This is a genomic window from Rhizobium sp. LCM 4573, from assembly GCF_001854865.1.
Taxonomy (GTDB): Bacteria; Pseudomonadota; Alphaproteobacteria; order Rhizobiales; family Rhizobiaceae; genus Neorhizobium.
The window spans coordinates 239,148-263,414 of the sequence record NZ_MDDW01000026.1 but is presented as its reverse complement, the minus strand read 5'-3'; the positions used below and the strand labels follow the sequence as shown (position 1 = coordinate 263,414).

General features: G+C 61.2%; 22 protein-coding genes. 18 read left to right on the top strand and 4 right to left on the bottom strand.

What is annotated here, in order from left to right; translation table 11 throughout:
- The first annotated feature begins 105 nt into the window (after positions 1–105).
- The 9 genes from ehuA (at position 106) to doeB (ending at position 8,272) form a co-directional block, all read left to right on the top strand.
- Positions 106–891, top strand: coding sequence for an ectoine/hydroxyectoine ABC transporter ATP-binding protein EhuA (ehuA, locus tag LCM4573_RS20345; protein ID WP_071008192.1), 786 nt, complete (start codon positions 106–108; stop codon positions 889–891).
- Between the two features lie 63 nt (positions 892–954).
- Positions 955–1,797 carry an ectoine/hydroxyectoine ABC transporter substrate-binding protein EhuB gene (gene ehuB / locus LCM4573_RS20340; RefSeq protein WP_071008191.1) on the top strand — a complete coding sequence of 281 codons (843 nt, stop codon included), beginning with the start codon at positions 955–957 and terminating at the stop codon, positions 1,795–1,797.
- Between the two features lie 152 nt (positions 1,798–1,949).
- On the top strand, positions 1,950–2,609 hold the full coding sequence (gene ehuC / locus LCM4573_RS20335; RefSeq protein WP_071008190.1) for an ectoine/hydroxyectoine ABC transporter permease subunit EhuC: 660 nt from the start codon (positions 1,950–1,952) through the stop codon (positions 2,607–2,609).
- A 2-nt stretch (positions 2,610–2,611) separates the two neighbouring features.
- Positions 2,612–3,271 carry an ectoine/hydroxyectoine ABC transporter permease subunit EhuD gene (gene ehuD / locus LCM4573_RS20330; RefSeq protein WP_071008189.1) on the top strand — a complete coding sequence of 220 codons (660 nt, stop codon included), beginning with the start codon at positions 2,612–2,614 and terminating at the stop codon, positions 3,269–3,271.
- Position 3,272: 1 nt separating this feature from the next.
- Positions 3,273–4,049 carry an ectoine utilization protein EutA gene (gene eutA / locus LCM4573_RS20325; protein ID WP_071008188.1) on the top strand — a complete coding sequence of 259 codons (777 nt, stop codon included), beginning with the start codon at positions 3,273–3,275 and terminating at the stop codon, positions 4,047–4,049.
- 7 nt (positions 4,050–4,056) lie between these two features.
- Positions 4,057–5,055, top strand: coding sequence for a hydroxyectoine utilization dehydratase EutB (eutB, locus tag LCM4573_RS20320; protein WP_116285669.1), 999 nt, complete (start codon positions 4,057–4,059; stop codon positions 5,053–5,055).
- Positions 5,052–6,044 carry an ectoine utilization protein EutC gene (eutC, locus tag LCM4573_RS20315; protein ID WP_071008186.1) on the top strand — a complete coding sequence of 331 codons (993 nt, stop codon included), beginning with the start codon at positions 5,052–5,054 and terminating at the stop codon, positions 6,042–6,044. Before eutB ends, eutC begins: the two co-directional genes overlap by 4 nt.
- A gap of 35 nt (positions 6,045–6,079) precedes the next feature.
- Positions 6,080–7,261: an ectoine hydrolase DoeA gene (gene doeA, locus LCM4573_RS20310; RefSeq protein WP_071008185.1), complete on the top strand. Its 1,182-nt coding sequence runs from the start codon at positions 6,080–6,082 to the stop codon at positions 7,259–7,261.
- A 3-nt stretch (positions 7,262–7,264) separates the two neighbouring features.
- Positions 7,265–8,272: a N(2)-acetyl-L-2,4-diaminobutanoate deacetylase DoeB gene (doeB, locus tag LCM4573_RS20305; RefSeq protein ID WP_071008184.1), complete on the top strand. Its 1,008-nt coding sequence runs from the start codon at positions 7,265–7,267 to the stop codon at positions 8,270–8,272.
- Positions 8,273–8,289: 17 nt separating this feature from the next.
- On the opposite strand, the gene LCM4573_RS20300 is transcribed toward doeB, so the two are convergent.
- On the bottom strand, positions 8,290–9,000 hold the full coding sequence (locus LCM4573_RS20300) for a GntR family transcriptional regulator (protein WP_071008523.1): 711 nt from the start codon (positions 8,998–9,000) through the stop codon (positions 8,290–8,292).
- Between the two features lie 251 nt (positions 9,001–9,251).
- Here LCM4573_RS20300 and LCM4573_RS20295 point away from each other — a divergent pair, with 251 nt between their 5' ends.
- The 9 genes from LCM4573_RS20295 to LCM4573_RS20255 all read left to right on the top strand — a co-directional run bounded on the left by LCM4573_RS20295 (position 9,252) and on the right by LCM4573_RS20255 (position 18,896).
- On the top strand, positions 9,252–10,343 hold the full coding sequence (locus tag LCM4573_RS20295) for an ABC transporter ATP-binding protein (protein WP_071008183.1): 1,092 nt from the start codon (positions 9,252–9,254) through the stop codon (positions 10,341–10,343).
- 34 nt (positions 10,344–10,377) lie between these two features.
- Positions 10,378–11,670 (top strand): PotD/PotF family extracellular solute-binding protein, encoded by a 1,293-nt coding sequence (locus LCM4573_RS20290; protein WP_071008182.1) that lies wholly within the window; start codon positions 10,378–10,380, stop codon positions 11,668–11,670.
- Positions 11,671–11,754: 84 nt separating this feature from the next.
- Positions 11,755–12,669: an ABC transporter permease gene (locus LCM4573_RS20285; protein WP_071008181.1), complete on the top strand. Its 915-nt coding sequence runs from the start codon at positions 11,755–11,757 to the stop codon at positions 12,667–12,669.
- Between the two features lie 3 nt (positions 12,670–12,672).
- Positions 12,673–13,491: an ABC transporter permease gene (locus LCM4573_RS20280; protein ID WP_071008180.1), complete on the top strand. Its 819-nt coding sequence runs from the start codon at positions 12,673–12,675 to the stop codon at positions 13,489–13,491.
- Positions 13,492–13,496: 5 nt separating this feature from the next.
- Positions 13,497–14,240, top strand: coding sequence for an aspartate/glutamate racemase family protein (locus tag LCM4573_RS20275; protein WP_071008179.1), 744 nt, complete (start codon positions 13,497–13,499; stop codon positions 14,238–14,240).
- Complete coding sequence (locus LCM4573_RS20270) at positions 14,237–15,076, top strand: GNAT family N-acetyltransferase (RefSeq protein ID WP_244505372.1); 840 nt, start codon at positions 14,237–14,239, stop codon at positions 15,074–15,076. The genes LCM4573_RS20275 and LCM4573_RS20270 overlap by 4 nt, the downstream gene beginning before the upstream one ends.
- A gap of 259 nt (positions 15,077–15,335) precedes the next feature.
- Positions 15,336–16,514: a cell surface protein gene (locus tag LCM4573_RS20265; RefSeq protein ID WP_071008178.1), complete on the top strand. Its 1,179-nt coding sequence runs from the start codon at positions 15,336–15,338 to the stop codon at positions 16,512–16,514.
- A complete protein-coding gene (locus tag LCM4573_RS20260) occupies positions 16,507–17,475 on the top strand; it encodes a DUF6384 family protein (protein ID WP_071008177.1) in 969 nt (322 codons plus the stop codon). Before LCM4573_RS20265 ends, LCM4573_RS20260 begins: the two co-directional genes overlap by 8 nt.
- A 5-nt stretch (positions 17,476–17,480) precedes the next feature.
- Positions 17,481–18,896 (top strand): hypothetical protein, encoded by a 1,416-nt coding sequence (locus tag LCM4573_RS20255; RefSeq protein WP_071008176.1) that lies wholly within the window; start codon positions 17,481–17,483, stop codon positions 18,894–18,896.
- Between the two features lie 16 nt (positions 18,897–18,912).
- On the opposite strand, the gene LCM4573_RS20250 is transcribed toward LCM4573_RS20255, so the two are convergent.
- The 3 genes from LCM4573_RS20250 to LCM4573_RS20240 all read right to left on the bottom strand — a co-directional run bounded on the left by LCM4573_RS20250 (position 18,913) and on the right by LCM4573_RS20240 (position 23,807).
- Positions 18,913–19,815 carry a response regulator gene (locus LCM4573_RS20250; protein WP_071008175.1) on the bottom strand — a complete coding sequence of 301 codons (903 nt, stop codon included), beginning with the start codon at positions 19,813–19,815 and terminating at the stop codon, positions 18,913–18,915.
- Entirely contained in the window at positions 19,815–21,902 is a 2,088-nt protein-coding gene (locus tag LCM4573_RS20245; RefSeq protein ID WP_071008174.1) for an ATP-binding protein, read from the bottom strand. The genes LCM4573_RS20250 and LCM4573_RS20245 overlap by 1 nt, the downstream gene beginning before the upstream one ends.
- 261 nt (positions 21,903–22,163) lie before the next feature.
- Entirely contained in the window at positions 22,164–23,807 is a 1,644-nt protein-coding gene (locus tag LCM4573_RS20240) for an alpha/beta-hydrolase family protein (RefSeq protein WP_071008173.1), read from the bottom strand.
- Between the last annotated feature and the right edge of the window lie 460 nt (positions 23,808–24,267).

The following is a 24,267-nucleotide window of genomic DNA, read 5'->3' as shown; positions in this document are numbered from 1 at the left end:
TGGGCAGGCTTACAAATATTGTCATGATATTATTTTCCGAATTGACATGATTTCCTGGCGCCGTCATCGTTAGACCATTGCTTGTCTCAACAGGGAGAGACATGAATGGCGTCGCCCATTATCCGCATCGACAACATCGTGAAGAGATACGGTCCGCTGACCGTCCTCGACGGCCTGTCGATGGATGTCATGCCCGGCGAGAAGCTGGCGCTGATCGGTCCCTCGGGTTCGGGCAAGACGACGATCCTGCGTATTTTGATGACGCTGGAAACGATCAGCGGCGGCCATATCGAGGTCGACGGCGAGCAGCTCTATCATATGAAGAAGGGCGCCGACCTGGCGCCGGCTGACGAAGCTCACCTGCACCGCATGCGCAAGAAGATCGGCATGGTCTTCCAGCACTTCAATCTGTTTCCGCACAAATGCGTGCTCGACAACGTGACGCTGGCGCCGATCCTGACGCAGGGCGTGAAAAAGGCCGATGCCGAAAAACGGGCGATGGAGCTTCTCGACATGGTCGGCATGGCCGACAAGGCCAAGTCCGTGCCGGCCCAGCTTTCCGGCGGCCAGAAGCAGCGCGTCGCAATCGCCCGTGCATTGGCGCTGTCTCCCAAGATCATGCTGTTCGACGAAGTGACCTCGGCGCTCGATCCTGAGCTGGTGGAGGAGGTCTTGAACGTCATGAAGCGGCTTGCCGCCGAGACGGATATGACCATGCTGCTCGTCACCCACGAGATGGGTTTTGCCAGCGATTTCGCCGACCGCGTGCTGTTCTTCGATCGCGGCAAGATCGTCGAGGAGGGCAGACCGCAAGAGATTTTCCGCAATCCCAGGCAGGAGCGCACGCAGACCTTCCTGCGCAAGATCATAGCGGCGGGGCACCGCGTCTGACCGCGATGCGGCGACATCGCCCAAACAAATAAACGGGAAAAAACCAGAGGAGAATTGGGAACCATGAAAACAGGATTTCTCGCAGCCGCAAGCCTTGCGGCGCTTATGTCTGTCGCGGGCGGCATGTCAGCATCCGCCGCGGATCTGGAGGAACTAAAGGAGCAGGGGTTCGCCCGGATCGCTATCGCCAACGAACCGCCCTATACCGCTGTCGGCGCCGACGGCAAGGTTTCAGGTGCTGCTCCGGATGTGGCCCGCGTCATTTTCGAGCGCCTCGGCGTCAAGGACGTCGTGGCATCGATCTCGGAATACGGCGCGATGATCCCCGGTCTGCAGGCCGGCCGTCACGACGTCATCACCGCCGGCCTCTTCATGAAGCCGGAACGCTGCAATGCGGTCGCCTATTCCGAGCCGGTCCTCTGCGACGCCGAAGCCTTCGCCGTCAAGAAGGGCAATCCGATGAAGTTCGCAAGCTATAAGGACATCGCCGACAACCCGAACGCCAGGATCGGCGCTCCGGGCGGCGGCACGGAAGAAAAGCTCGCGCTTGAAGCCGGCGTTCCGCGCGATCGCGTCATCGTCGTGCCGGATGGCCAGAGCGGCATCAAGATGCTGCAGGACGGCCGCATCGACGTCTATTCGCTGCCGGTCCTCTCGATCCACGATCTGATGAGCAAGGCGAACGACCCGAACCTCGAGGTCGTGGCTCCGGTCCAGGGTGCTCCGGTCTATTGCGACGGCGCGGCCTTCCGCAAGCAGGACGTGGCGCTTCGCGATGCCTTCGACGTCGAACTGAAGAAGCTGAAGGAATCGGGCGAGTTCGCCAAGATCGTTGAGCCTTACGGCTTCTCGGCTGCTGCTGCGATATCGACCAATCGCGAGAAGCAGTGCGCAGCGGCGCAGTAAGTTGTCTCTCACCCTGTCCCTCTCTTCACAAACGGGGAGAGGGAAGGCTGGATGTCCCCAGCGATGTTGCCATCGACCTTCCCCGTGAGCGGGGAAAGGTTCCGGTAGGCGGATGAGAGCGATCCCATCAGAAGGCTAGGAATTCGGACCCGATGATCGACTGGTCAGGCTATTTGACGCTGATCCTGGAAGGCGCGCTGGTGACGCTGCAGTTGACCGTCATGGGGTCGGCTCTCGCATTGGTGATGGCTTTCCTCGCCGGACTTGGGCGCCTGTCGCGCTTCTTCGTCGTGCGGGCGCTTGCCACTACCTACATCGAATTCTTCCGTGGCACCTCGATCTTCGTGCAGCTCTTCTGGGTCTATTTCGTGCTGCCGTTTGCGGGGCTCACTTTGACGCCGCTGCAGGCGGGCGTGCTGGCGCTCGGCCTCAATGTCGGGGCCTATGCAGCCGAGGTGGTGCGCGGGGCGGTCAAGGCGGTGGGGCGTGAGCAGACGGAAGCATGCGTGGCGCTCAACCTCTCCCGCTATCAGCGTATGCGCCATGTCATTCTTCCCCAGGCGCTTCCTCTGATGCTGCCGACCTTTTGTAACAATGCCATCGAGCTTCTGAAAGGAACGGCTGTCGTGTCGCTCATTTCGCTGACGGACCTGACGTTTCAGGCGCAGGTCGTACGCGCCCAGACCGGCAATACGCTCATCCCGTTCACGACGATCCTCATCCTCTATTTCGCAATGGCTTGGGCGATCTCGATTGGGATGCGCTGGCTGGAGCGGCGCATGAGCCGCAGCCTCGATGGCGTGAGGACCTGACGATGGAATGGGACTGGGAATTCGTCTGGCAGATCATGCCGACCCTCCTCGAAGGGTTCAAGATCACCATTCTGGCCACCGTTCTCGGTGCGGCGGTGGCTGCGGTGCTGGGCCTCGCCATCGCGATCGCCCGGCGTTCGCCGGTTACCGCGATTTCGCGCACGGTGGGCTTCATCTGCGAATTCATCCGCGGAACGCCGCTTCTGGTGCAGCTCTATTTCATCTTCTACGTGCTGCCGGACATCGGCATAAGACTGCCGCCATTGGTGGCAGGCGTCATCGGCATCGGACTGCACTACGCAACCTATACCGCGGAGGTTTACCGCGCCGGTATCGAGAACGTGCCGCGCGGCCAGTGGGAGGCGGCCAAGGCGGCCAATCTCACCACACGGCAGGCCTGGATACACGTCGTGCTGCCGCAGGCGGTGCCGCCGATGATCCCGGCGCTCGCCAACTACTTCATCGCGATGTTCAAGGAAACGCCGCTGCTTTCGGCCATCACCGTGCTGGAGCTGATGAACCAGGCAAAGAGCATAGCCAACAGCAATTACCGCTATATCGAGCCGATGACGCTGGTTGGCGTCTTCTTCCTCGCCGTCAGCCTGGTTTCGGTCGTCGGACTGCGCTGGCTCGAGGAACGCTACGCCCGGATGGACGACTGACATGACTTCCATTGACATACATCTTGCCGCGCACCAGCCTCGCCTCGACGACCGGCCGCTTCGAAAGCGGATCGGGCTCGTCATTCTGGCGACCGACCATACGACTGAGGTTGACTTCCAGCGCATGGTCGCCGGCGAACGTATCGGCATTTATGTGAGCCGCATTCCTTACGCCAATCCGACGACGCCCGAAAACCTGATGAAGATGCAGCCGGTGTTGACCGAGGGTGCCTCGCTCATCCTGCCGGATGAGACGCTGGATGCGGTCATGTATTCCTGCACCTCCGCCTCCGTGGTGATTGGTGACGAGAGGATCGAGCAGGCGATCCGTGCGGCAAAGCCCGGCGTTCCCGTGGTGACGCCGACAGCCGCGGCTGTCAAAGGGCTTAAGGCCGTGGGTGCCAAGCGCATTTCGATCCTGACGCCCTATACGGTCGAGACGAGCCGGCCGATGGCCGATTATTTCGCGCGCCTTGGCTTCACGATCGACCGGTTCACATGCCTCGGTTTCGAGGATGACCGCGAAATGGCGCGCATCGCGCCCGACGAGATCGTCTCGCTTGCCCGCAAGGCGATGGCGCCTCAATCCGATGCGCTTTTCATTTCCTGCACCGCGGTTCGCGCGGCCCAGGTGGCGGCGCGGGTCGAGGCGGAAATCGGCAGACCAATGATCAGCAGCAATCTCGCGACTGCCTGGGCCTGCCTGCAGCTTTGCGGCGAAACGGCATCGCGTCCTGAACTGGGGACGCTGATGACCAGACCCTATCCGGAAGGCTGATGCCATGATTGCGGGAAACCTGCCGGTCAGACTTGACGATATCCGTGCCGCCGCCGCCCGCATCGGTGAGCGCGTGTTGAAAACGCCGATGGTGGAATCGGCCGCGCTCAGTGAAATTGCCGGTGTTCCGGTTCATCTGAAGTTGGAACACCACCAGACGACCGGCAGCTTCAAACTCCGCGGTGCCACAAATGCGGTTCTTTCGCTGACTGCGGAGGAACGAAAACGGGGTGTGGTTGCCGCTTCTACAGGCAATCACGGCCGCGCTCTGGCATTTGCGGCAAAAGCGGAAGGCTCGGTCGCGACCATCTGCATGTCCTCGCTCGTGCCGGATAACAAGGTTTTGGAAATCCGCCGTCTGGGCGCCAATGTCCGCATCGTCGGCCGCTCCCAGGACGAGGCTCAGGAAGAAGTGGACAGGCTGGTGGCTGAGGAAGGATCGGTGATGGTGCCGCCCTTCGACCATCCGGCGGTCGTCGCGGGGCAGGGCACGCTTGGTCTCGAACTGTTCGATCAACTTCCTGGCGTCGAAACCGTTCTCGTTCCTCTGTCCGGCGGGGGACTGGCCGCCGGTGTCGCGGCCGCGATCAAGGAATTGAAGCCATCGGTGCGGGTGATCGGCCTGACGATGGAACGCGGGGCGGCGATGAAGGCGAGCCTCAGCGCCGGCAAGCCGGTGCAGGTCGAGGAACTGCCGAGCCTTGCGGATTCGCTCGGCGGCGGCATCGGTCTCGACAATCGCGTTACCTTTGCCATGTGCCGCGATCTTCTCGACGACGTTATCCTGCTATCGGAAGCGGAAATCGCCGCCGGCATACGGCATGCCTATGCGGTCGAGCGTGAGGTGGTCGAGGGGGCTGCCGCCGTCGGCATCGCCGCACTCCTGGCCGGCAAGGTCGGTAGCCGCGGCCCGGTGGTCACCATCCTTTCCGGCCGCAATGTCGATATGGATCAGCATCGGCGGGTGATTAACGGCGATGCCATCTACGGAAAGGATGCCGCATGAGCCGGATGGTCATTCTCACCGAAAAGGACCTGCGCGAACTGGTTCCGCTCGATCGCGAGGCGGTCGCCTGCGTCGAGGACGCGTTCCACGCACTTGCGACCAAGCCGGTCGCCATGCCGCCGATCCTGCGTCTCGACATTCCCGAGCATCGCGGCGAGGTGGATGTGAAGACAGCCTATGTGCCGGGCCTCGAAGGCTTTGCGATCAAGATCAGCCCCGGCTTCTTCGACAATCCGAAGATCGGCCTGCCGAGCACGAACGGCATGATGGTGCTGCTGTCGACGCGAACCGGTCTGGTGCAGGCCCTGCTGCTCGACAACGGCTATCTGACCGACGTTCGTACGGCAGCTGCCGGCGCGGTGGCGGCAAAACATCTTTCGCGCCCGGATTGCGCCGTCGCGGCGGTCTTCGGCGCGGGCATGCAGGCGCGCCTGCAACTTCAGGCGCTGACGCTAGTCAGGCCGATTCGCGAGGCGCGGATATGGGCCCGCGAGTTCGGTAAGGCTCAGACGGCTGCAGCCGAGCTGACCGCGCGGCTTGGTTTTCCGGTTCGGGCTGAGGCTGATCCCCAAACTGCGATGGGCGGTGCCGATATCGTCGTTACCACCACGCCTTCCGAAACGCCGATCCTGAAAGCCGAATGGCTTCGGCCTGGCCTGCACGTGACTGCAATGGGCTCGGATGCCGAGCAAAAGAACGAGATCGATCCGGCGGCCATCGTCAAGGCGGATGTCTATGTCGCCGATCGCCTGACGCAGACCCGACGACTTGGTGAGCTTCACCACGCGATCGAGGCGGGGCTTGTCGTCGCCGATGCGCCATACCCGGAGCTTGGCCAGGTGGTCGCCGGCCGTAGCGCCGGCCGCCAAAGCGCCGGCCAGATCACGCTCGCCGATCTCACCGGAACGGGCATCCAGGATACCGCCATCGCCACGCTCGCTTTCGCGCGGGCAACCGCCGCAGGCGTGGGTGCCGCATTTGAAAGCTGAACCGGCCTGGGACGCCGGAGGAGAAGGGAAAAAACATGAACCAGCCCAATCTGAAATTCTCGCTCGGCGAATACGCCGCGCGGTTGGAAAAGACACGGCGCGCCATGGAAGCGAAGGGGGTCGACCTCTTGATCGTCAGCGATCCCTCCAACATGGCCTGGCTGACGGGCTATGACGGCTGGTCCTTCTACGTGCATCAGGCGGTCATCGTGCCGCCGTCCGGCGAGCCGATCTGGTTCGGCCGCGGTCAGGACGCTAATGGCGCCAAGCTCACCGCTTATCTGAAACATGAGAACATTATCGGCTATCCGGATCACTATGTGCAGTCGACCGAGCGCCACCCGATGGACTACCTGTCGGCCAAGCTTGCCGAACGCGGCCTCGATAAGCTGACGATCGGCGTGGAGATGGACAATTACTGGTTCTCGGCCGCCGCCTTCGCTTCGCTCACGAAGCATCTGCCGAATGCGCGCTTCATCGATGCGACCGCGCTCGTCAACTGGCAGCGCGCTGTGAAAAGCGAGACCGAGATCAAGTATATGCGCAATGCCGCCCGCATCGTCGAAGCCATGCATCAGCGCATCTTCGACAAGATCGAGGTGGGCATGCGCAAATGCGACCTGGTCGCCGAAATCTACGATGCCGGCACGCGCGGCGTCGACGGTATCGGCGGTGATTATCCGGCGATCGTGCCGCTTTTGCCCTCAGGTGTGGAAGCCTCCGCGCCGCATCTGACCTGGGACGACCGGCCGATGAAGAGGGGCGAGGGCACCTTCTTCGAGATCGCCGGCTGCTACAATCGCTATCACGTGCCGCTGTCGCGCACCGTCTTCCTCGGCAAGCCGACGCAAGCCTTCCTGGACGCGGAAAAGGCGACGCTTGAGGGCATGGAGGCCGGTCTCGCAGTCGCAAAGCCCGGCAATACCTGCGAGGACATCGCCAACGCATTCTTCGGCGTGCTGAAGAAATACGGGATCGTCAAGGACAACCGTACCGGCTATCCGATCGGCCTTTCCTATCCGCCGGATTGGGGCGAGCGGACCATGAGCCTGCGGCCAGGCGACCGCACGGAATTGAAGCCCGGCATGACCTTCCACTTCATGACCGGCCTCTGGCTGGAAGACATGGGCTTCGAGACCACCGAAAGCATTCTCATTACCGATACGGGTGTCGAATGCCTGGCGAACGTGCCCCGCAAGCTGATGGTCAAGGATTGAGCGATGAGCGAATTGGCTTTGYGGCCGTYGCCGATCAGCCCGACGGTGGATCTGGATGCCGAGGGGGTGCAGCACGGCTTCCTGCGGCTGCCCTATAGCCGCGACGATTCCGCATGGGGATCGGTGATGATACCCATCACCGTCGTCCGCAACGGAAAGGGACCGACGGCGCTCCTGACGGGCGGCAATCACGGCGACGAATACGAAGGGCCGATCGCGCTCTTCGATCTCGCCCGCAGCCTCGGGGCGGAAGATGTCAACGGCACGGTCATCATCGTGCCGGCGATGAATTACCCGGCCTTCCTTGCCGGCACGCGCACCTCGCCCATCGACAAGGGCAACCTGAACCGAAGCTTTCCGGGTCGCCCGGACGGAACGGTGACGCAGAAGATCGCCGATTACTTCCAGCGCGAGCTGCTGCCGCGCGCCGATATCGTGCTGGATTTCCATTCCGGCGGCAAAACGCTGGATTTCCTGCCTTTCTGTGCCGCGCACATTTTGCCGGACAAGGAGCAGGAGGCTCGTGCCTTCGAACTGGTGAAGGCGTTTTCCGCGCCCTATTCGATGAAGATGCTCGAAATAGACGCGGTCGGCATGTACGACACCGCGGCCGAGGAGATGGGCAAGGTCTTCATCACCACCGAACTCGGCGGCGGGGGGACGGCCACGGCGAAAAGCGCTGGCATCGCCAAGCGCGGCGTCATGAACCTGCTGCGCCATGCCGGCATCGTCGCGGGGACTGCCGAGACGGGCTTTACGACCTGGCTCGACATGCCCGATGGCGATTGCTTCTCCTTTGCGGAGGAGAACGGCTTGATCGAGCCCCTCTTCGACCTCGGCGACCGGGTAACCAGGAACGCTGTCGTCGCGCGCATTTATCCGACGGGACGAACAGGGGTGGCTCCGCACGAAATACGCGCTAAGATGGACGGCATTCTCTGCGCACGGCACTTTCCGGGCCTGGTGAAGGCTGGTGATTGCGTGTCGGTGATCGCCGTCGTCGTCGATTGAATCGGCTGCGGCGCTCGCTAGAAGCCTAAAGCGTTGCGCAATGCCATGCCTTCCCGGAGGCGAAGGTCGAGATCGGCTTCGATATGATCGATGTGGTGGAGCATGAGTTCGCTCGTGCGCGCCACATCGCGCTGCTCCAACGCTTCGACGATGGCAGCGTGCTCGCCATGGCCGCAGCTTGAAATGCCGGAACGTCCATAAATGGCGATCACCAGAGAAGATCTGGCGACCAGCTCGTCCATGAAACGCTCAAGGATCGCGTTGCCCGAAAGAGCGGCCAGCATCAGATGAAACTCGCCGGATGCCTTGATCTCGGCCCGCCGCGCGGCAGGGCCGCGCTCGTTCATGTAATGCGCTTCTTCATCCAGCAACCGGCGGAACTGCGCGATATGCCCTGCGGTGATGCGCTCCACCGCCGCGGCGATGATGCCTGGCTCGAGAAGGCGTCGTGAGGCGAATATCTGACGGGCTTCTTCCGGAGACGGGTTCGAGACGAAGGCGCCGCGGTTCCTTTCGATCGTCACCAATCCCTCGAAAGCGAGCATCTGGAGTGCTGCGCGAGCGACCGTTCTGCTGACGTCGAACAGGGAGCCGACTTCCGCTTCCGAAAGCTTGGTGCCCGGCGCAAGCCGCCGGTCGATGATCGCGTCACGCAGGGCTTCCCGGATCGCAGCCGACCGGTCCTCGGGGGCTGCTTCGGTGAGAACGATTTTTTCGCCGATATTCATGTTCAGGTCCGCTGTCTCAGCGTTTGTATCGCGGTGGCGTTTCAAAACCAAGCGGCTTTTGTCGGCGATACAGAGGATAATTGCATACAATTTCCCCAGGGGATCGCAGACAGACGCTTGTTTTTTGCGCATTGCGCAAACCGCCGGATCCCTTGCTGCACTCTCAATTCAGAAAGTAACCGCTTCTTCAAAGGCTTGAGGGATTTGGCACGCTCCATGCATCGCAATAATCGACGCAAAGGAGCGTATGGATGAGTAAAGCAGCCGAAATCGATATCGCCTCTGTCTCAAAAATCTATGGTTCCACGACGGCCGTGCAGTCCATAAGCCTGAAGATTCCGGCAGGCAGTTATTGCTGCCTGCTCGGTCCTTCCGGCTGCGGCAAGACCTCGACGCTGCGCATGATCGCCGGCCACGAAACGATATCGAGCGGTGATATCCGGCTCGGAAACATCGTGGTGACCGATCTGCCGCCGGCCAGGCGCGGCACGGCCATGATGTTCCAATCTTACGCCCTGTTTCCTCATCTCGACCTGATCGACAACGTCGCCTTCAGCCTCAAGATGAAGGGCGTCGACAAGGACCAGCGCCGTGCCAAGGCGCTCGACATGTTGCGCCTGATGCAGCTTGAGGCCTATGCGAGCCGTCGCCCCGCCCAGCTTTCGGGAGGCCAGCAACAGCGCGTGGCACTTGCCCGTGCGCTCATCACCGATCCAGAAGCGCTACTGCTCGACGAGCCGCTTTCGGCGCTCGACCCTTTTCTCAAGATCCGTATGCGAGCGGAGCTCAAGAAGCTGCAAACCTCGCTTGGCATCACATTCGTGCATGTGACGCACAGCCAGGAGGAGGCCATGGCGCTCGCCGACCTGATCGTGGTGATGAACGAAGGCCGTATCGAGCAGGCTGCCCATCCGCGCACGGTGTTCGAACGCCCGGCGACACCTTTCGTGGCCCGCTTCATGGGTGATCATAACGTGATCTCCGGCCGGGTGATGGAAAATCAGGCCGGTCGTCTTCTCATAGGAGTTCCGGCGGGCGGAGAATTCCTCGCCGATGCGGGACCAGAAACCCCACGCGATACCGCCGACATTGCCATTCGCACCGATCATGTGCGGATCGGCCAACCGGCGGAGCCGGGCCTCGGCTTCGTCGGCTCCGTCACCAATATCGAATATCGCGGCTCTTCGGTGAAACTGTCGGCAAACGGCGCCGGGATTGCGGATTTCACCGTCATCCTCAGCGACACGGACTATTTCGCCAACCCCGTGAAGGTCGGCGAGGCGATCCCGCTCGCCTGGGAACGCGCGGACGCCATCGTTCTCGGCAGCCCGAAGCATCACTGACATCGCAATAAAAATCCAACAGAGGAGAACAGCAATGACCGATACAGCAAAGAAAAAGGCAAAGGGAATTTCCCGCCGCTCGCTCCTGAAGACGGCGTCGGCGGCGGCAGGTCTTGCCGCCGGCTCCGGCGTGATCACCGGATTCCCCACCATCTGGGCGCAAAATCCGATCACTTTGCGCCAGTTCGGCACCGGCGTTTCGAACCTGAATGCGATCGCACAAAAGTGCAAGGAAGACCTCGGCATCACGCTTGAGATGGCGGCGACGGATTCCGACGCCGCCGCGCAAAGAGCCGTTACGCAGCCGAATTCCTACGATATCGCCGATGTCGAATACTGGATTGCCAAGAAGGTCTATCCTGCGGGCGTCCTGCAGCCGATGGACGTCAAGAAGCTGAAATATTTCGACAAGATCGTGCCTCTCTTCATCAACGGCAAGCTGGCGCCGGAGAGCGTCGTCGCCCAGGGTACCGCCCCTCACACCGTCGGCTTTGTCGAAAGCCAGGATGCAAAGTCCTTCGCCACGGAACCGACCGAGTGGATGACGATGGTGCCGACCATCTACAATGCCGATACGCTCGGCATCCGCCCGGACCTCGTCGGCCGTCAGATCACCACCTGGGCGGACCTCATGGACCCGGCCTATAAGGGCAAGACCTCGATCCTCAACATCCCCTCGATCGGTATCATGGATGCGGCCATGATCATGGAGGCGATGGGCGAGCTCAAATATGCCGACAAGGGCAACATGACCACCGATGAGATCGACAAGACGATCGATTTCCTCATCAAGGCCAAGCAGGAGGGCCAGTTCCGCGCTTTCTGGAAATCGTTCGACGAGAGCGTCAACCTGATGGCTTCCGGGGAAGTGGTTATCCAATCCATGTGGTCGCCTGCCGTCGCAGCCGTCCGCTCCAAGGGCATCCCCTGCGTCTACCAGCCGCTCAAGGAAGGCTACCGCGCCTGGGGCGGCGGGCTCGGACTTGCCGCGCATCTCAAAGGTGCCCAGCTCGATGCAGCCTATGAATATATCAACTGGTATCTCTCCGGCTGGGTCGGCGCCTATCTGAATCGTCAGGGCTATTATTCGGCGGCGATGGAAACTGCAAAACAGCACATGAGCGCCGACGAATGGGGGTTCTGGGTCGAGGGCAAGCCCGCCCAGGGCGATATCCTCGCGCCCGACGGCAAGGTCATGGAAAAGGCAGGCGCGGTGCGCGATGGCGGATCCTTCGAGGAGCGCATGGGCAAAGTCGCCTGCTGGAATTCGGTAATGGACGAGGACCGCTACATGGTCCGCCGCTGGAACGAGTTCATTGCGGCTTAAGGCATTCATCAGCCCAACCCTCCCCTCTATAGGGGGAGGGAGCTATGCCGACCACTTCGATCCCTTCCGGAGAAGGAGGATACAATGGCGACGGTGACGTCCTCGGAAACGGAAAAGTTCGAAAGTACGGCGGGAGCGAAAAGCCTCCGCTTGCCGCCGGCGCTGGTCTCTTACCTCCAGGCGGCGCCGCTGGCAGCCATCCTCGGCGCCTTCCTGCTCGTGCCCATCCTGATGATCGCGGTCGTCAGTTTCTGGGATTACGATTTTGCCCGGATGTATCCGGATTTCGTGACCTTCAACTATGCCGAGACGCTGGGCTCCTGGGTCACCTGGAAAATCTATCTCAACACGCTGAAATTCGCCCTGCTCGTATGGGCGATCACGCTGTTCGTCGGCTTCTGGGTCGCCTATTTCCTCGCCTTCCACATCCGTACCCCGGCCATGCAGATGGTGCTCTTCCTCGTCTGTACCGTGCCTTTCCTGACGTCCAATATCATCCGCATGATTTCCTGGATTCCGGTTCTCGGACGCAACGGCCTGATCAATACGACGCTCAGGGATGCGGGGATCGTCCAGCAGCCGATCGAATGGCTGCTCTATTCCGATTTCGCGGTCGTGCTGGCCATGGTGCATCTCTATGCGCTGTTCATGGWGACGCCGATCTTCAACACGCTGATGCGTATCGATCACTCTTTGATAGAGGCAGYGCGCGATGCCGGCGCCAGTGGCTGGCAGGTCCTCGCCAACGTCATCATTCCGCTTGCCAAACCCGGCATGGCGATCGGCACGATCTTCGTCGTGACGCTGGTGATGGCCGATTTCTCCACCGCACAGGTGATGTCGGGCGGGCAGAGCGCCTCCGTCGCGCTGATGATGAGAAACCAGATGTCGCTCCTCCAATATCCAGCGGCTGCGGCCAATGCCGTGGTGCTTCTCGTCCTCGTCCTTTTGATGGTTGCGGGGATCCTGCGCATCGTCGATATCCGCAAGGAGCTTTGATCCATGTATCGCGAGAAACGTTCCAGGGAATTCTACCTCCTCGCCATCTTCTTCGCCGGTTTCGTGTTTTTCCTCTACGGACCCCTGTCGGCGATCCTCATCCTTTCCTTCCAGGGGCCGAATGGCGGATTGACCTTCCCCTTGAGCGGCACCTCGCTGCATTGGTTCGCCAACCTCCTCGAAACCCAGGCGGTCGGCGATTTCGGAGGTTCCTTCCGCCGCTCGCTGGCGCTCGGCCTCATGGTGATGGCCGTCACTGTAATCGTGTCGCTGCTCGCCGGCCTCGCCTTCCGCCGTCGCTTCATGGGTTCCACCGCGCTCTTCTACTTGACGGTTGCAAGCCTCGTCGTGCCGTCGATCATCATTTCGCTCGGCATTGGCGTGCTCTTCCAGCAGCTCGGCCTCCAGCCCTCCTGGTACACCTCGGCCTTCGGCGCGCATCTCACCTGGACGCTACCCTTCGGCGTGCTCATCATGTTCGCCGTCTTCAATCGCTTTTCGCCCGCCTACGAGGAAGCCGCCCGCGACCTCGGTGCTAACTCATGGCAGACCTTCCGCCATGTCGTGCTGCCGATGATCGCGCCGAGCCTCATCGGAGTCGGCCTGTTCGGCTTCACGCTTTCTTATGACGAGTTTGCCCGCACGCTGATGACGGCCGGCACCTTCAATACCTTGCCGCTCGAAATCTACGGCATGACCACCAACGTTACGACACCGGTACTCTACGCGCTGGGTACGGTGACGACGCTCTTCTCCTTCCTGGTCATCGCCGGCACGTTGGGGCTCATCGTTCATCTCAACCGGCGTCGGACGCGGACATGAAACCCATGCGCATCCTCGTCGTCAATCCGAATACCACCGCCAGCATGACGGCCAAGATCGCGGGGTCCGCCCGTCAGGTTGCCAATGCCGGGACGGAAATCCTGGCCGTAACCTCGTCCATGGGGCCCGCTTCGATCGAAGGCTATTACGACGAAGCCCTGGCTTTGCCGGGTCTTCTCATGGAAATCGCCAGGGGCGAGCGGGAGGGTGCCGATGCCGCCGTTATCGCCTGCTTCGATGATACGGGTCTCGATGCCGCCCGCGCGCTTGCGCATATCCCGGTGGTCGGCATATGCGAGGCTGCGCTCGCCACCTCCGCCTTCATCGCGCAGCGTTTTACAGTGGTGACGACGATGGAGCGCTCCCGCCTGCCGGTGGAGGCGCTGGTATACCGCTATGGCATGTCTTCCCGCGCAAAGGTACGCGCCGCCGATATTCCGGTGCTGTCGCTGGAAGATCCGACTTCCAATGCTCGTGGCCGCCTGTGTAGCGAAATTGCGGCAGCCCTTGAGGAAGATAACGCCGAGGCTATCGTGCTCGGCTGCGCCGGAATGGCTGATCTCGCTATCGAGCTCAGAGCGGAGTTCGGGGTGCCGGTTGTCGACGGCGTGGCGGCCGCCGTCAAGCAGGCCGAGGCGCTGGTGGCTCTTGGGCTTTCCACGGCGAAAGGCGGCGCCTATGCTTCGCCCGTCTCGAAATCCTACAAAGGCCTGCTCGAGGATTTCGAGCCCCGGAGACTCGGCCGATGATGACGACTGCTCCAACCATTCGGTCGCTCACCCTTTCCGAAACGGAAACCTTGATGGATTGGGCTCGCATCGAGGGCTGGAATCCCGGCCTCGCCGACGCCGCTGCCTTTCACGCGGCCGATCCCCAGGGCTTTATCGGCTGCTTCGTCGACGGCCAAATGGCGGCGGGCATATCGGCTGTAAGATATGGCCATGACTTCGGCTTCATCGGGCTCTACATCGCCCATCCACCCTATCGGGGCAGAGGCTATGGCCGGCGTGTCTGGGATGCCGCGATGGTACATCTCGAAGGCCGGACGATCGGCCTCGACGGCGTTCGCGAACAGCGGGCGAATTATCAGAGCATGGGGTTCGAGCCGCATTACGAGACGTTTCGCTGGAGCGGCAGCGTGACAGGGGTGGCAAACAGCGACGTGGTCGCGGTTTCGCCGGATATGGCCGCCAGTATCGCCGATTATGACCGGCACTTCTTCCCCGCTGAGAGAAGCGGCTTTCTTGCGCAATGGCTGAAGCCGCCGAGACTTGCCATGGCAACGGTCCGCGACGGTGTCGTGCATGGATATGCGGTCTGCCGGAAATGTCATGACGGCTTCAAGATCGGCCCGCTGTTTGCGGATACGACGGTCGATGCGCAGTGCCTGCTGAAAGCCTGTGCGGCGCGGGCCGAAGGCCGCACCATGCATATCGACGTGCCGGCCATGCAGACGCAGTTTGCCGAAATCCTGGAGGCCAACGGCTTTTCAAAGGGGTTCGCGACCGCCCGCATGTATCGCGGCCCGGCGCCCATGGTGCCAATGGCAGGCGTTTTTGCGGTCTCCACTCTGGAACTCGGCTGATTTCGAGTGGACGGATGCAAGGCACGGCATCCGTCGATACGATTGTCACGACGCCTTCATATCACTCTTCTACGGATTGGCTGCGGCAGTGCGGTTGCATTTCCGGATCGCCGTGGGTGTCCGCACCCCATTAAAGATGCGGAAAGCAAGCCTCTGCCACGCCTATGGAAAAGCGTGCGCGCCGCTATAGATTCCGGTTTACAGGGATGGGTTTTGTTCTAAGCTCACCGCAACTATTGCTCGCGAGGGAGATGCAGCCATGAGCGATGTCGTTGGGAAGACGTCGATGCAATATCTTGAGAAGGCGATGGGATCGCTTCGCGATATGGGCTTGGTCCCGGAGCGGAGCGGAGAGGCGCCAATCGTTGGCTTGCTGGAAAAGATCAGTGATCTGGAGCCCGACAAGATCGCCGTCATCACCCGCACGCTCGACCAGATGAGCTTCTTCAACGAAGTCGTGCGCGAGCAGATCTCGCAGATGTCGATTGGCGAGCGCTACGAGAAGATCACCAAGGGCTTCAATTCCATCCGTGACGATGCCAAGCGCATGGTCGACCAGATCTCCGACGGCAAGCTCGATATTTTCGAGCGTTCCACCAATGTCTGGATGAAGATTTCCCGCGGCGATGTCGCGGCGCGATTCGATGAGATCAAGCAAACCTATCTCGAGGTCGCCAAGGACACCAAGCAGAATATCGAGCGCGAGCATGTGATCCTGGAAGCCTATCGCGACTTTCGTGGCGCGCTTAAGCAGGCGGAGGTCTCCGCGCTCGAGGTTCTCAAGACCGCTGAGGCCAAGCTCGAGGATGCCAAGGGCGTATTGGCGAAAGCCTCCGACCAGGTCGCGAGCTTCACCGCCAACGATCCGGYCGGCCGCGCCAAGCTCGAGCTCGCACGCGACGAAAAACTGCGGGTGATGCAGAACGAGGAAAACCGCTATCAGATCGCCAAGGATTTGGCCGACAACCTGACGATCGGCTACAATACCTCAGAGGTCATCATGGCCCGACTGATGCAGACGACCAATGCCAAGGAGCGGGTCTATCAGCAGTCGGTGGCTTTCTTCTCGACCAACGAATCCGTGCTGACCGCACTTAAGGCGTCGTTCACGGGCCTCTTCGGCCTGCATGAATCCACCCAGACCCTCAATGAGATGAAGGAGGGGGTCTCCAAGTCGATCGAGGTTCTCGCCGAGATCGGCGGCAAGGTGCAGGAAGAGGCGATCAAGGCGGGTTACGGCCCCACGATCAGGGCCGACGCGGTCAAGAAACTCGTTGATTCCGTGGTCAATTTCCAGGAACATTCGACCGAGATCATCGCGGAAATGCGCAAGCTCGCGACGCAGAATTCTAACGAGATTCGCGAAGCCGTGGAGGACGGCAAGCGGCGCATCGCGCGGCTTGCGGAAAGGGGCAATGCGCTGCTGATCGATGGCTAACGTCCAATCTGCCGAACCGCCGCCCGGCATTCCAGGCGGCCAAGCCCCGGCGCCGAAGCTCGATGACCTGATGCTGGCGATGGATGTCGTCGATACGCTCCGTCACCAGGAAGGCCTTATCGCCAAGGAACTGGCCCAGGAAGAGCGCGATGACGAGCTGAAGAAGCGGCTCCGCCAAATCTACGAGGGGCAGGGGCTTGAGGTCACCGACCGCATCCTCGAAGAGGGCATCAGGGCGCTGAAGGAAAGCCGGTTTGTTTATGAACCGCCGCCGCCGAGCTTTGGCCGTACGCTGGCAAATCTATGGGTGCGCAGGCGCACCGTGGGCAAGATTGCGGGTTTCGTGTTGTTGCTCGCGATTGCCGGGGTGGGCTGGCAGGTCTGGAACTGGCGCGCCGAACGCCAGGCTGCAGAGGCTGCGCGGATCGAACTGACGGAGACCTTGCCGCAGGCACTCGCTACGGCTGCAGAAGGTGCATCGAGGGAAGCGCAGGAACCGCAGGCCCGGGAGATGATCGAGCGGCTGCGGGCAGATGGCCAGGCCGCGCTCGTTGCCGGTAATGCCGCAGCTGCCCGTGAGGCGGTTTCAGGATTAGGCCAGCTTCGCGAGCGGCTACTGCGTGAATATACATTGCGCATCGTCTCTCGTCCGGGAGCGGATACCGGCGTTTACCRCATTCCGGACGTCAACCAGGCGAGCCGCAACTACTATCTGATCGTCGAGGCGGTCACCCCCGATGGAAGGACCTTGAGCTTGCCCGTCGAGAGCGAGGAAACCGGTCGCACGGAGAATGTGACGCAATGGGGCGTCAGAGTGCCTCAGGCGGCCTTCGAGGCCGTGCGTCAGGACAAGATGGATGACGGTATTGTCCAGAACAGCAGACTTGGAGAAAAACGACGCGGCATGCTCGATCCTGGCTATCTGATGCCGGTCTCGGGCGGCGCGATCACGAAATGGTAGGGCAGATGATCTCGGGTCGTGAAACATTGTCCTCCATTGAGCGCGCCATTCTGGGGGTCCGCTCGCAAGAGGATCAGCTGGTTGCAACGCTCCGCTCTGCGGAGGAGGAAGCCGCCAGGTTGCGGACGCTGAAAGCGGATAACTTCAAGGCGCTTGCCGAAATCCGTCTCGAGGCGCTTGCCCGCGATGAGATCGTGCATGACCTGAACGCGGCGGAGCAGAGGGCCCTGGAGCTCATCGCCCGCCGACGCAACAAGCTTGCGGAGCTTGCCGACCGGCGCGCCAAGGCGACGGTCGCGGCAACGGTTGCAGAAGCGGATCGCGCCGAAAAGGCCAGGGTCGTGGAGGCGGCCGGCGACCGGATCGATGAACTCACAGCCAAGGTAGAAGCCGCCATAAAGGCGGACCCTGCCTGGATTGCTCAGCAGCAAAGGGTGGCGGAGGCTCAGGTAAAGGCCCAAGCAGCCGCCGACAAGGCCGCCCAGGCCGAGACGGATCGGGAAAGCAAGGGCAATCCTTATCTGAACGACCCGCTGTTCATGTATCTGTGGCGCGCCGGCTATGGAACGTCCAATTACCGCGCCGGCCCCATTACCCGATATTTCGACGGCAAAGTCGCGCGCCTGCTCGGCTATCAAAATGCGCGGGCCAACTACCACATGCTCAACGAGATCCCTCTGCGCCTGCGCGAGCATGYCGATCGCGTCGCTGGAATGGTCGATGAGGAAATCTCCAAGCGAAGTGCCATTGAGCGCCGGGCGCTCGAGAAGGATGGCATCGTGAAGCTGGAAGAGGAGCTCGAGACTGCGGAAAGGGCGCTGGACGAAGTCGAGACGGCGCTCGAAAAGGCAAGGGCGGATCTCACCGCCCTGGACGAGGAACAGGCGGGCGAGACCGAAGCCGCGGGGGATGCCGATTACCGGCAGGCCGTCCAGATAATGGCCGAAAGGCTGAGTCGAGAGGACCTCCGCGTCCTCTATGCGGAAGCAACCCGGACGCCGACACCGGAAGACGAGCAGATCGTGCAGCAGCTCGGCAAAATCGACCAGGCGATCGCAAAGGCCGATGCCGAGGTCCAGGACGTCCGCAGGACGACGGCTGAACTCGGTAGGAAACGGATAGAGCTCGAGCGCGCGCGCGGCCACTTCCGCCAGCGGGGATATGGCGATCCCCTGGGCGAGTTCACGAATGAGGACATGATCGGCACCGTCATCGGCGGCATTCTCAAAGGCGCCCTTTCGTCCCGCAATCTCGAAGACGCTCTGAACGAAGGCTTCCGCCGGCGCATGCCCCGGTCCCCCGGTGGCTTCGGCGGTGGCTTGCGGCTGCCAAGAGGCGGAAGTTGGGGCGGTGGCATGGGCATGCCGCCAATCCGCCCCCCTTCAGGAGGGGATGGCTTCCGGACCGGCGGYCGGTTCTGAGCCGTAGAGCAAGCCGTCAGGGGGTCTGTTCGCTCAACTTTTTGTCGAGCATCTCGAAATAGCTGACGAGGCGCTGCATCGCCTCGGGCGTCAACGCGACGATCTGGCGGCGCCCGTCGGCCGGGTCGTTTACGCGCCGGACGAGACCGGCCTGCTCCAGCTCCAGCAATCGCCTTGAGGCTGTCGACATCGGCACTCCGGAGGCCATGTACAGATTGGTGAGATATATGACATCGCCCTGCAGCTGATATTCGAGGAGATAGAGCAGCATCTGCCAGACGGGATCGGCGAAGAGTTCGTCGTTGAACATCTTTTCGCGCAGCTGGCGGGTGCGGATCAACGTGAGCAGGCGCTGCGTATCGGTTTTTGGATCCGGCGGGTCCTCCGCCCTCGATGCCGATGCGCCAAGTCCCTTGGGATCAGCCCCCTGGAGCAATGCGCCAAGCCGGCGGACTTCCTCGCTCAGCTTGTCGAGCGAATAGGGCCAATCTTCCCGGCCCGACTGCCTCCGGCGCTGCGCATTGGAGCGCATGATGGCGCGTCCGACCGCCTCCAGAAGCTCATCGCGGCGAATCGGCTTGTGCAGGAAATCGACGGCATCGAGCCGGAGTGCCTCCACGGCAATATCGAGCGTGGCATGCCCCGTTACGAACAGCACCTGCAGCCAATCGCGATCGGCAAAGCGGCTACGGATCGCCTGCAGCAGCGATATGCCGTCCATCTCGGGCATCCGGATGTCGCTGACGACCACGGTGATCGCCGCATTGTTTTCTAGCTGCCGGAGCGCTTCCGATGCGTTGCGGGCGAGCAGGCATCTATGCCCGGCATCGGTCAATATCGAGGAGGTGATTTCGAGCAAGGGCTCCTCGTCGTCGACGAGGAGAACTTGGGTATCGGGCTGCTTTTCGGCGAATTCCATCAGTGCCACCTTTCCGCTGTCATCTCGGTTGCTCTTTCCTCCTCCGGCTTTTCGGCCTTGGAAAAGAACAGAAGAAATTCGGCACCCTCGGCGCCATTGCGTACTTCCAGCCGCCCGCCAAGGCTCCTGGCCATCCCATAGCTCAAGGCGAGCCCGAGGCCGGTACCTTTGCCAGCAGGCTTGGTGGTGAAAAAGGGCTCGAACACACGGTGGATGATTTCGGGGGAAATGCCTCCGCCGCTGTCGCGAACCGCAATACAAACGGAGCTTTCGTCCATCTCGGTCAGATCGATCGCGATCCAGTCGTGACTGTCTTCTTTGTGTTGGCGCCTTTCGAGGATGGCGTCCCTCGCATTGAGCAGCAGGTTGATCAGGATTTGCTCCAGGGCCGTTATCTCCGCCGTTATCCGGAGCGTGCCGGCCTCATAATTCTTCCTAAGCGCGATGCCGGCGTTTTCGATCTGACGGCCGGCAATGGCAAGCGCCCCTTCGATCCCTTCCACGGGATCTAGCGGATAGGTGCTACCGTCGCTACGGCGCCCGTAAATGCGCATGTGGTCGATCACCCTGGACGCGCGTTCGGCCTGAGCCGTCATGGCGTCGAGATGCTTTCTCATGAAGGCCGTATCTGCATCGCCCCGCAGCAGCCGTGCCTGGATATGATCCAGCGTCAGGACGATGGCGCCGAGCGGCTGATTGATCTCATGGGCAAGTCCCGTTGCCATTTCTCCGAGCGTTATGAGCTTGCCGGATTGGTAGACGGCAAGCTCGGCCTCCCGCCGCTCGGTGTTGTCGAAGCCGATAGCAACGAGATTGCGAACGGCGCCGCCCGCATCCCGGATGGCGGTGACGGTCCATGAAAGTTCGCGCCTCCGGCCATGCTGGTCCTTTGCCTGAATGCTCGTTTCCAGCGGCAGATGCTCGATGATTTCATCGACGCTCCTGTTCAAAACCGTCGAGAGCCGAAACTGGCCGTTCTCATCCGTCTCGTCGCGGCCGAACAATTCCTGGAGGGCGGGGTTGACTACTATGGGCTTTCCGGAGGTATCGGTCACCGCCACCAGCGCGCCTCCGGTATTGAGGATTGCTTCCAGAAACACACGTTCCTGCTGCTCGCGCTCCATCTCGATACGATTGTGCATGAGCGATTTCTGATTGCGGATATATTTGCCGAGCATCACGCCGAGGGCGACAAGTGCACCGCCGAGGGCCGTGAGCGCRCTGGCCACGATGAGGGCGGGGCCGCGCCACGCTTCATAGACGGCCGCAACCGGCGTTCCCACATAGGCCAGCAGCGGCGCTGCGGTGGGTTTGCTATACGCGAAGATCTGCCGAATGCCTGTGATCGGTGAGTTGGCGATGCGAATATCACCCCCCGAAACCCCACGAAGAAGAGGCTGGATATTGCGCCCGATGACGTTGTGGTTGTTCGAAATGCGGATAATGCCGTCATCGCCGACGAGCCCCACGATCCTTCCGCTTTCCTCGGGAAGATTGACGTAGAAACTGTAGAGGAACGTCTTGTCGATCTCGATCAGCACATATCCCGCGAAATTGCCGTCCAGATCATCGATCCGCTGGGCGAAGTCCATCGTCCAGGCCCATTGGTTATCTGCGGTGCCGGAAGAAAGTCTGTATGACGGGCTGAGATGCCGCGGTGATCCGGCTTGCATGCTCAACGCGCGGTGGGTGTCCGTTTGGGAAAGATCCTCGCCGACGGGATGAGCCGGGTTGCTGGTGGCAAACACCTTGCCGCTGGCATCGGCCAGGACGATCGATTTTGCGGCGGGTTCGGCCGCCGCCCGCCTTTTCAGAACCTCGGAGAAAAGGTCCACCGGAACGATCGGGTCGGCGCGGTCCTCGATGACGGCATTGGCAAGAGCCTCGAGTTTCACGAAAGTGAGCGTCGTCTGCTCGGCAAGCGCGCCGGCAAGATTGAGATTGTTCTTTGCGGCTGTTTCGAAATTGTTGTTGTAGTCGCGCCAGCTCATGAAGACAGCAAGCGCGACGGCGATGAGAAAGACGATACTTGCACCCGTCCAGTAGGCAGTCAGCGCCCAGCGGGCAATCTGATTAAACGCCTTCATTCTTCCCTCRATCAGGGTCGCTGCGTCACCCATCGAAGCGGCAGCCACAACTTCGAATTGATAGAATACAGGTGTCCCTTTGCCAACACAAAATCGCACCGGGGCTAGAAGCCGGTCCTTTATCTACAGATCCTTGGGATCGGACGCCGATCCGATTGACTGTTCGCATGACACCAAATCCCGGCGATTGGCCAGAAATTTCGTTCCCGATCTGGTGCTATAGTTCCGCTTGGGAGCGTCCGGCCGAAGGCAAGCGGATGCTCAGGTCAAGCTCGCCCGAAGAGATTGCTTCAGTCTCTCCACGTCGGGCGCTTCGAGACCGGGAGGCCCGGTCAGCGAGATCCAGCAGTCGATATAGTGCTCGGGCGCATAGACGTGCCCGTAACCGAGCGGCGACGAGGTGGCGATTGCCATGTCGAACAGGAGCTGCAGCATGGTCACGATCGGTAACCACTGCAGATCACGCGAGACATCGGGCCCGCGCGGCTCGCGCATCCAGACCGGTTCCTTGAACGCGGAAGCCGGCTCGAAGAAAACGATCGGATCGCTGGCATATTGCAGGTAGATGAACCTGATCGGCCCCCATTCGGCATCCGCTTCGGCCAGATGGTTCGACTGATTGCTGAAGCGAATGGTCGAGCCATCCCGAAAGCGGGGCAGCCAGGCGGGCGAACCGGGATTTCTTTGCTCTGTCACTGAGCGCCATCTTGCGCTTCGGAAGGGAGGGCCGGCCCACAGCGCCCCCTGGAAGGGATCGGCTACGACGTCGTAGATGTCGGTGGCAAGTTGTGAGTTGAAGGCGCCGAGGCTCAAGCCATAGAGATAGAGCTGGGGTCGGCTCTCTTTCGGCATGGTCTTCCAGAAGCTGTAGATCTCCTTGAAAAGCGCTTGCGCCGATTCTCGCCCGTCATCCGGCTCCACGAGAAGGGAGAGCCAGCTCGTCAGATAGGAATATTGTACCGCGACGCTCGCCACATCCCCTCGATGCAGGTATTCGAGTGAATCCATCGCGGCAGGGTCGATCCATCCCGTCCCCGTTGGCGCGATGACCACCAGTATCCGCCGCTCGAAGCCGCCCTGCCGGCGAAGTTCTTCCAGCGCAAGCTGCGCCCGCGCTTGCGCGCTATCGGCATTGTTCAATCCCACATAGACGCGGATCGGCCGGAGAGCTCCTTCCTGCCAGAAGTCACCGATTTCCGAGGCATTTGGACCGGAGGATATGTAATGCCTTCCCTGCCGCCCGAGCCCCTCCCAGGAGACCAGCGAGGACGCGCTTCCGGTCGTGTCGGATCGCGGTTGCAGGGTTCCCTCGTCGATGAGCGCGTCGAGCCGCTGAAACGAGGCGTCGGCGGCATCCAGCGCCAGGCGCAAAAGCACGCCCTGGCCGAGAGACCAGAAAATGGCGGAGGCGATCAGGATTCCGAGGAGCAGCGAAATTCTCCGGGGAACGTATCGCTTGAGGAGAGCCGAGAGCCGGATGCACAACCACTTGAATATCCGTCCCAGGGCAAGCGCTGCAAGAAAGGTGGCCGACGCGACGGCGGCCAGCCGGAATGGATCGGCACTGTCGAGCGGCGGCATTTCCCAGAGCGTCCGGATCGAGTTCTGCCAGGCGACCGCGTGCCACAGAAACCAGGTGCAGAGCAGTAGTCCCGCTGCGGCCACGGCGGTTTTCAGGCGCTGCCGGCGATCGTCCGGATAGGGGATCTCGAGATAACGCCACAGCCAGAACAGGCCGGCGCCGAGCATGTACCCGACTGCCGTGCAAACGCCCGATAGCGCGCCTTGAACAAGATAGGACCGCGGCATGAGGCTCGGGGTAAGCGACATCGAGAAAAAGATCAGCCCGACGAACATACCGGTGGCGGAGAGGGAATGGAACATCGCGATGATTGGACGCAGCATGTCAGTCTCTCATTGGCTGTCCGATGAAGCTGTGACGACGGGAACAAACACGAGCTTTTTACGCGGCACCGAACGCCTATGTCGAGACGGCGGAGCTGGAAGGCGTTGTCTTAACCAAAAAGGCTTCGCAAACGGAGTGGTGGAGCATCGGATCGAGGCGGAGGTGAGGCTCGGGCGGACATCTCACGGTTGGACCGAAGCACCGGAAATCTCGACGGTTCGGGCATCAGATATCCGTCGTGGAAGAAGTGCAGCGATAACAAAATTTGATTTTTTTATGGACATTCAAAGATCGTTCCCATAAATAAGGCCTATCTTTCGCTGTGGGGGTTGTTGCTTCTAAAGCAACCATCAAGCATCCCTGCATATCATAATCGCTGTCTCTCGCGATGGAATTTTCGTATGTAGAGGCAAGCGAAATTCTGTGCTGGCGGAAATAATTTCCGCTAAAAATTGCTGG

What these genes read in the sequence shown, in the direction of transcription:
- ehuA (WP_071008192.1), top strand. Translation starts at nt 106, where the DNA reads ATGGCGTCGCCCATTATCCGCATCGACAACATCGTGAAGAGATACGGT.
- LCM4573_RS20280 (WP_071008180.1), top strand. Translation starts at nt 12,673, where the DNA reads ATGTATCGCGAGAAACGTTCCAGGGAATTCTACCTCCTCGCCATCTTC.
- ehuB (WP_071008191.1), top strand. Translation starts at nt 955, where the DNA reads ATGAAAACAGGATTTCTCGCAGCCGCAAGCCTTGCGGCGCTTATGTCT.
- LCM4573_RS20250 (WP_071008175.1), bottom strand. Translation starts at nt 19,815, where the DNA reads ATGGAATTCGCCGAAAAGCAGCCCGATACCCAAGTTCTCCTCGTCGAC.
- ehuC (WP_071008190.1), top strand. Translation starts at nt 1,950, where the DNA reads ATGATCGACTGGTCAGGCTATTTGACGCTGATCCTGGAAGGCGCGCTG.
- LCM4573_RS20300 (WP_071008523.1), bottom strand. Translation starts at nt 9,000, where the DNA reads ATGAATATCGGCGAAAAAATCGTTCTCACCGAAGCAGCCCCCGAGGAC.
- LCM4573_RS20295 (WP_071008183.1), top strand. Translation starts at nt 9,252, where the DNA reads ATGAGTAAAGCAGCCGAAATCGATATCGCCTCTGTCTCAAAAATCTAT.
- doeA (WP_071008185.1), top strand. Translation starts at nt 6,080, where the DNA reads ATGAACCAGCCCAATCTGAAATTCTCGCTCGGCGAATACGCCGCGCGG.
- eutA (WP_071008188.1), top strand. Translation starts at nt 3,273, where the DNA reads ATGACTTCCATTGACATACATCTTGCCGCGCACCAGCCTCGCCTCGAC.
- LCM4573_RS20240 (WP_071008173.1), bottom strand. Translation starts at nt 23,807, where the DNA reads ATGCTGCGTCCAATCATCGCGATGTTCCATTCCCTCTCCGCCACCGGT.
- eutC (WP_071008186.1), top strand. Translation starts at nt 5,052, where the DNA reads ATGAGCCGGATGGTCATTCTCACCGAAAAGGACCTGCGCGAACTGGTT.
- LCM4573_RS20290 (WP_071008182.1), top strand. Translation starts at nt 10,378, where the DNA reads ATGACCGATACAGCAAAGAAAAAGGCAAAGGGAATTTCCCGCCGCTCG.
- LCM4573_RS20275 (WP_071008179.1), top strand. Translation starts at nt 13,497, where the DNA reads ATGCGCATCCTCGTCGTCAATCCGAATACCACCGCCAGCATGACGGCC.
- LCM4573_RS20270 (WP_244505372.1), top strand. Translation starts at nt 14,237, where the DNA reads ATGATGACGACTGCTCCAACCATTCGGTCGCTCACCCTTTCCGAAACG.
- ehuD (WP_071008189.1), top strand. Translation starts at nt 2,612, where the DNA reads ATGGAATGGGACTGGGAATTCGTCTGGCAGATCATGCCGACCCTCCTC.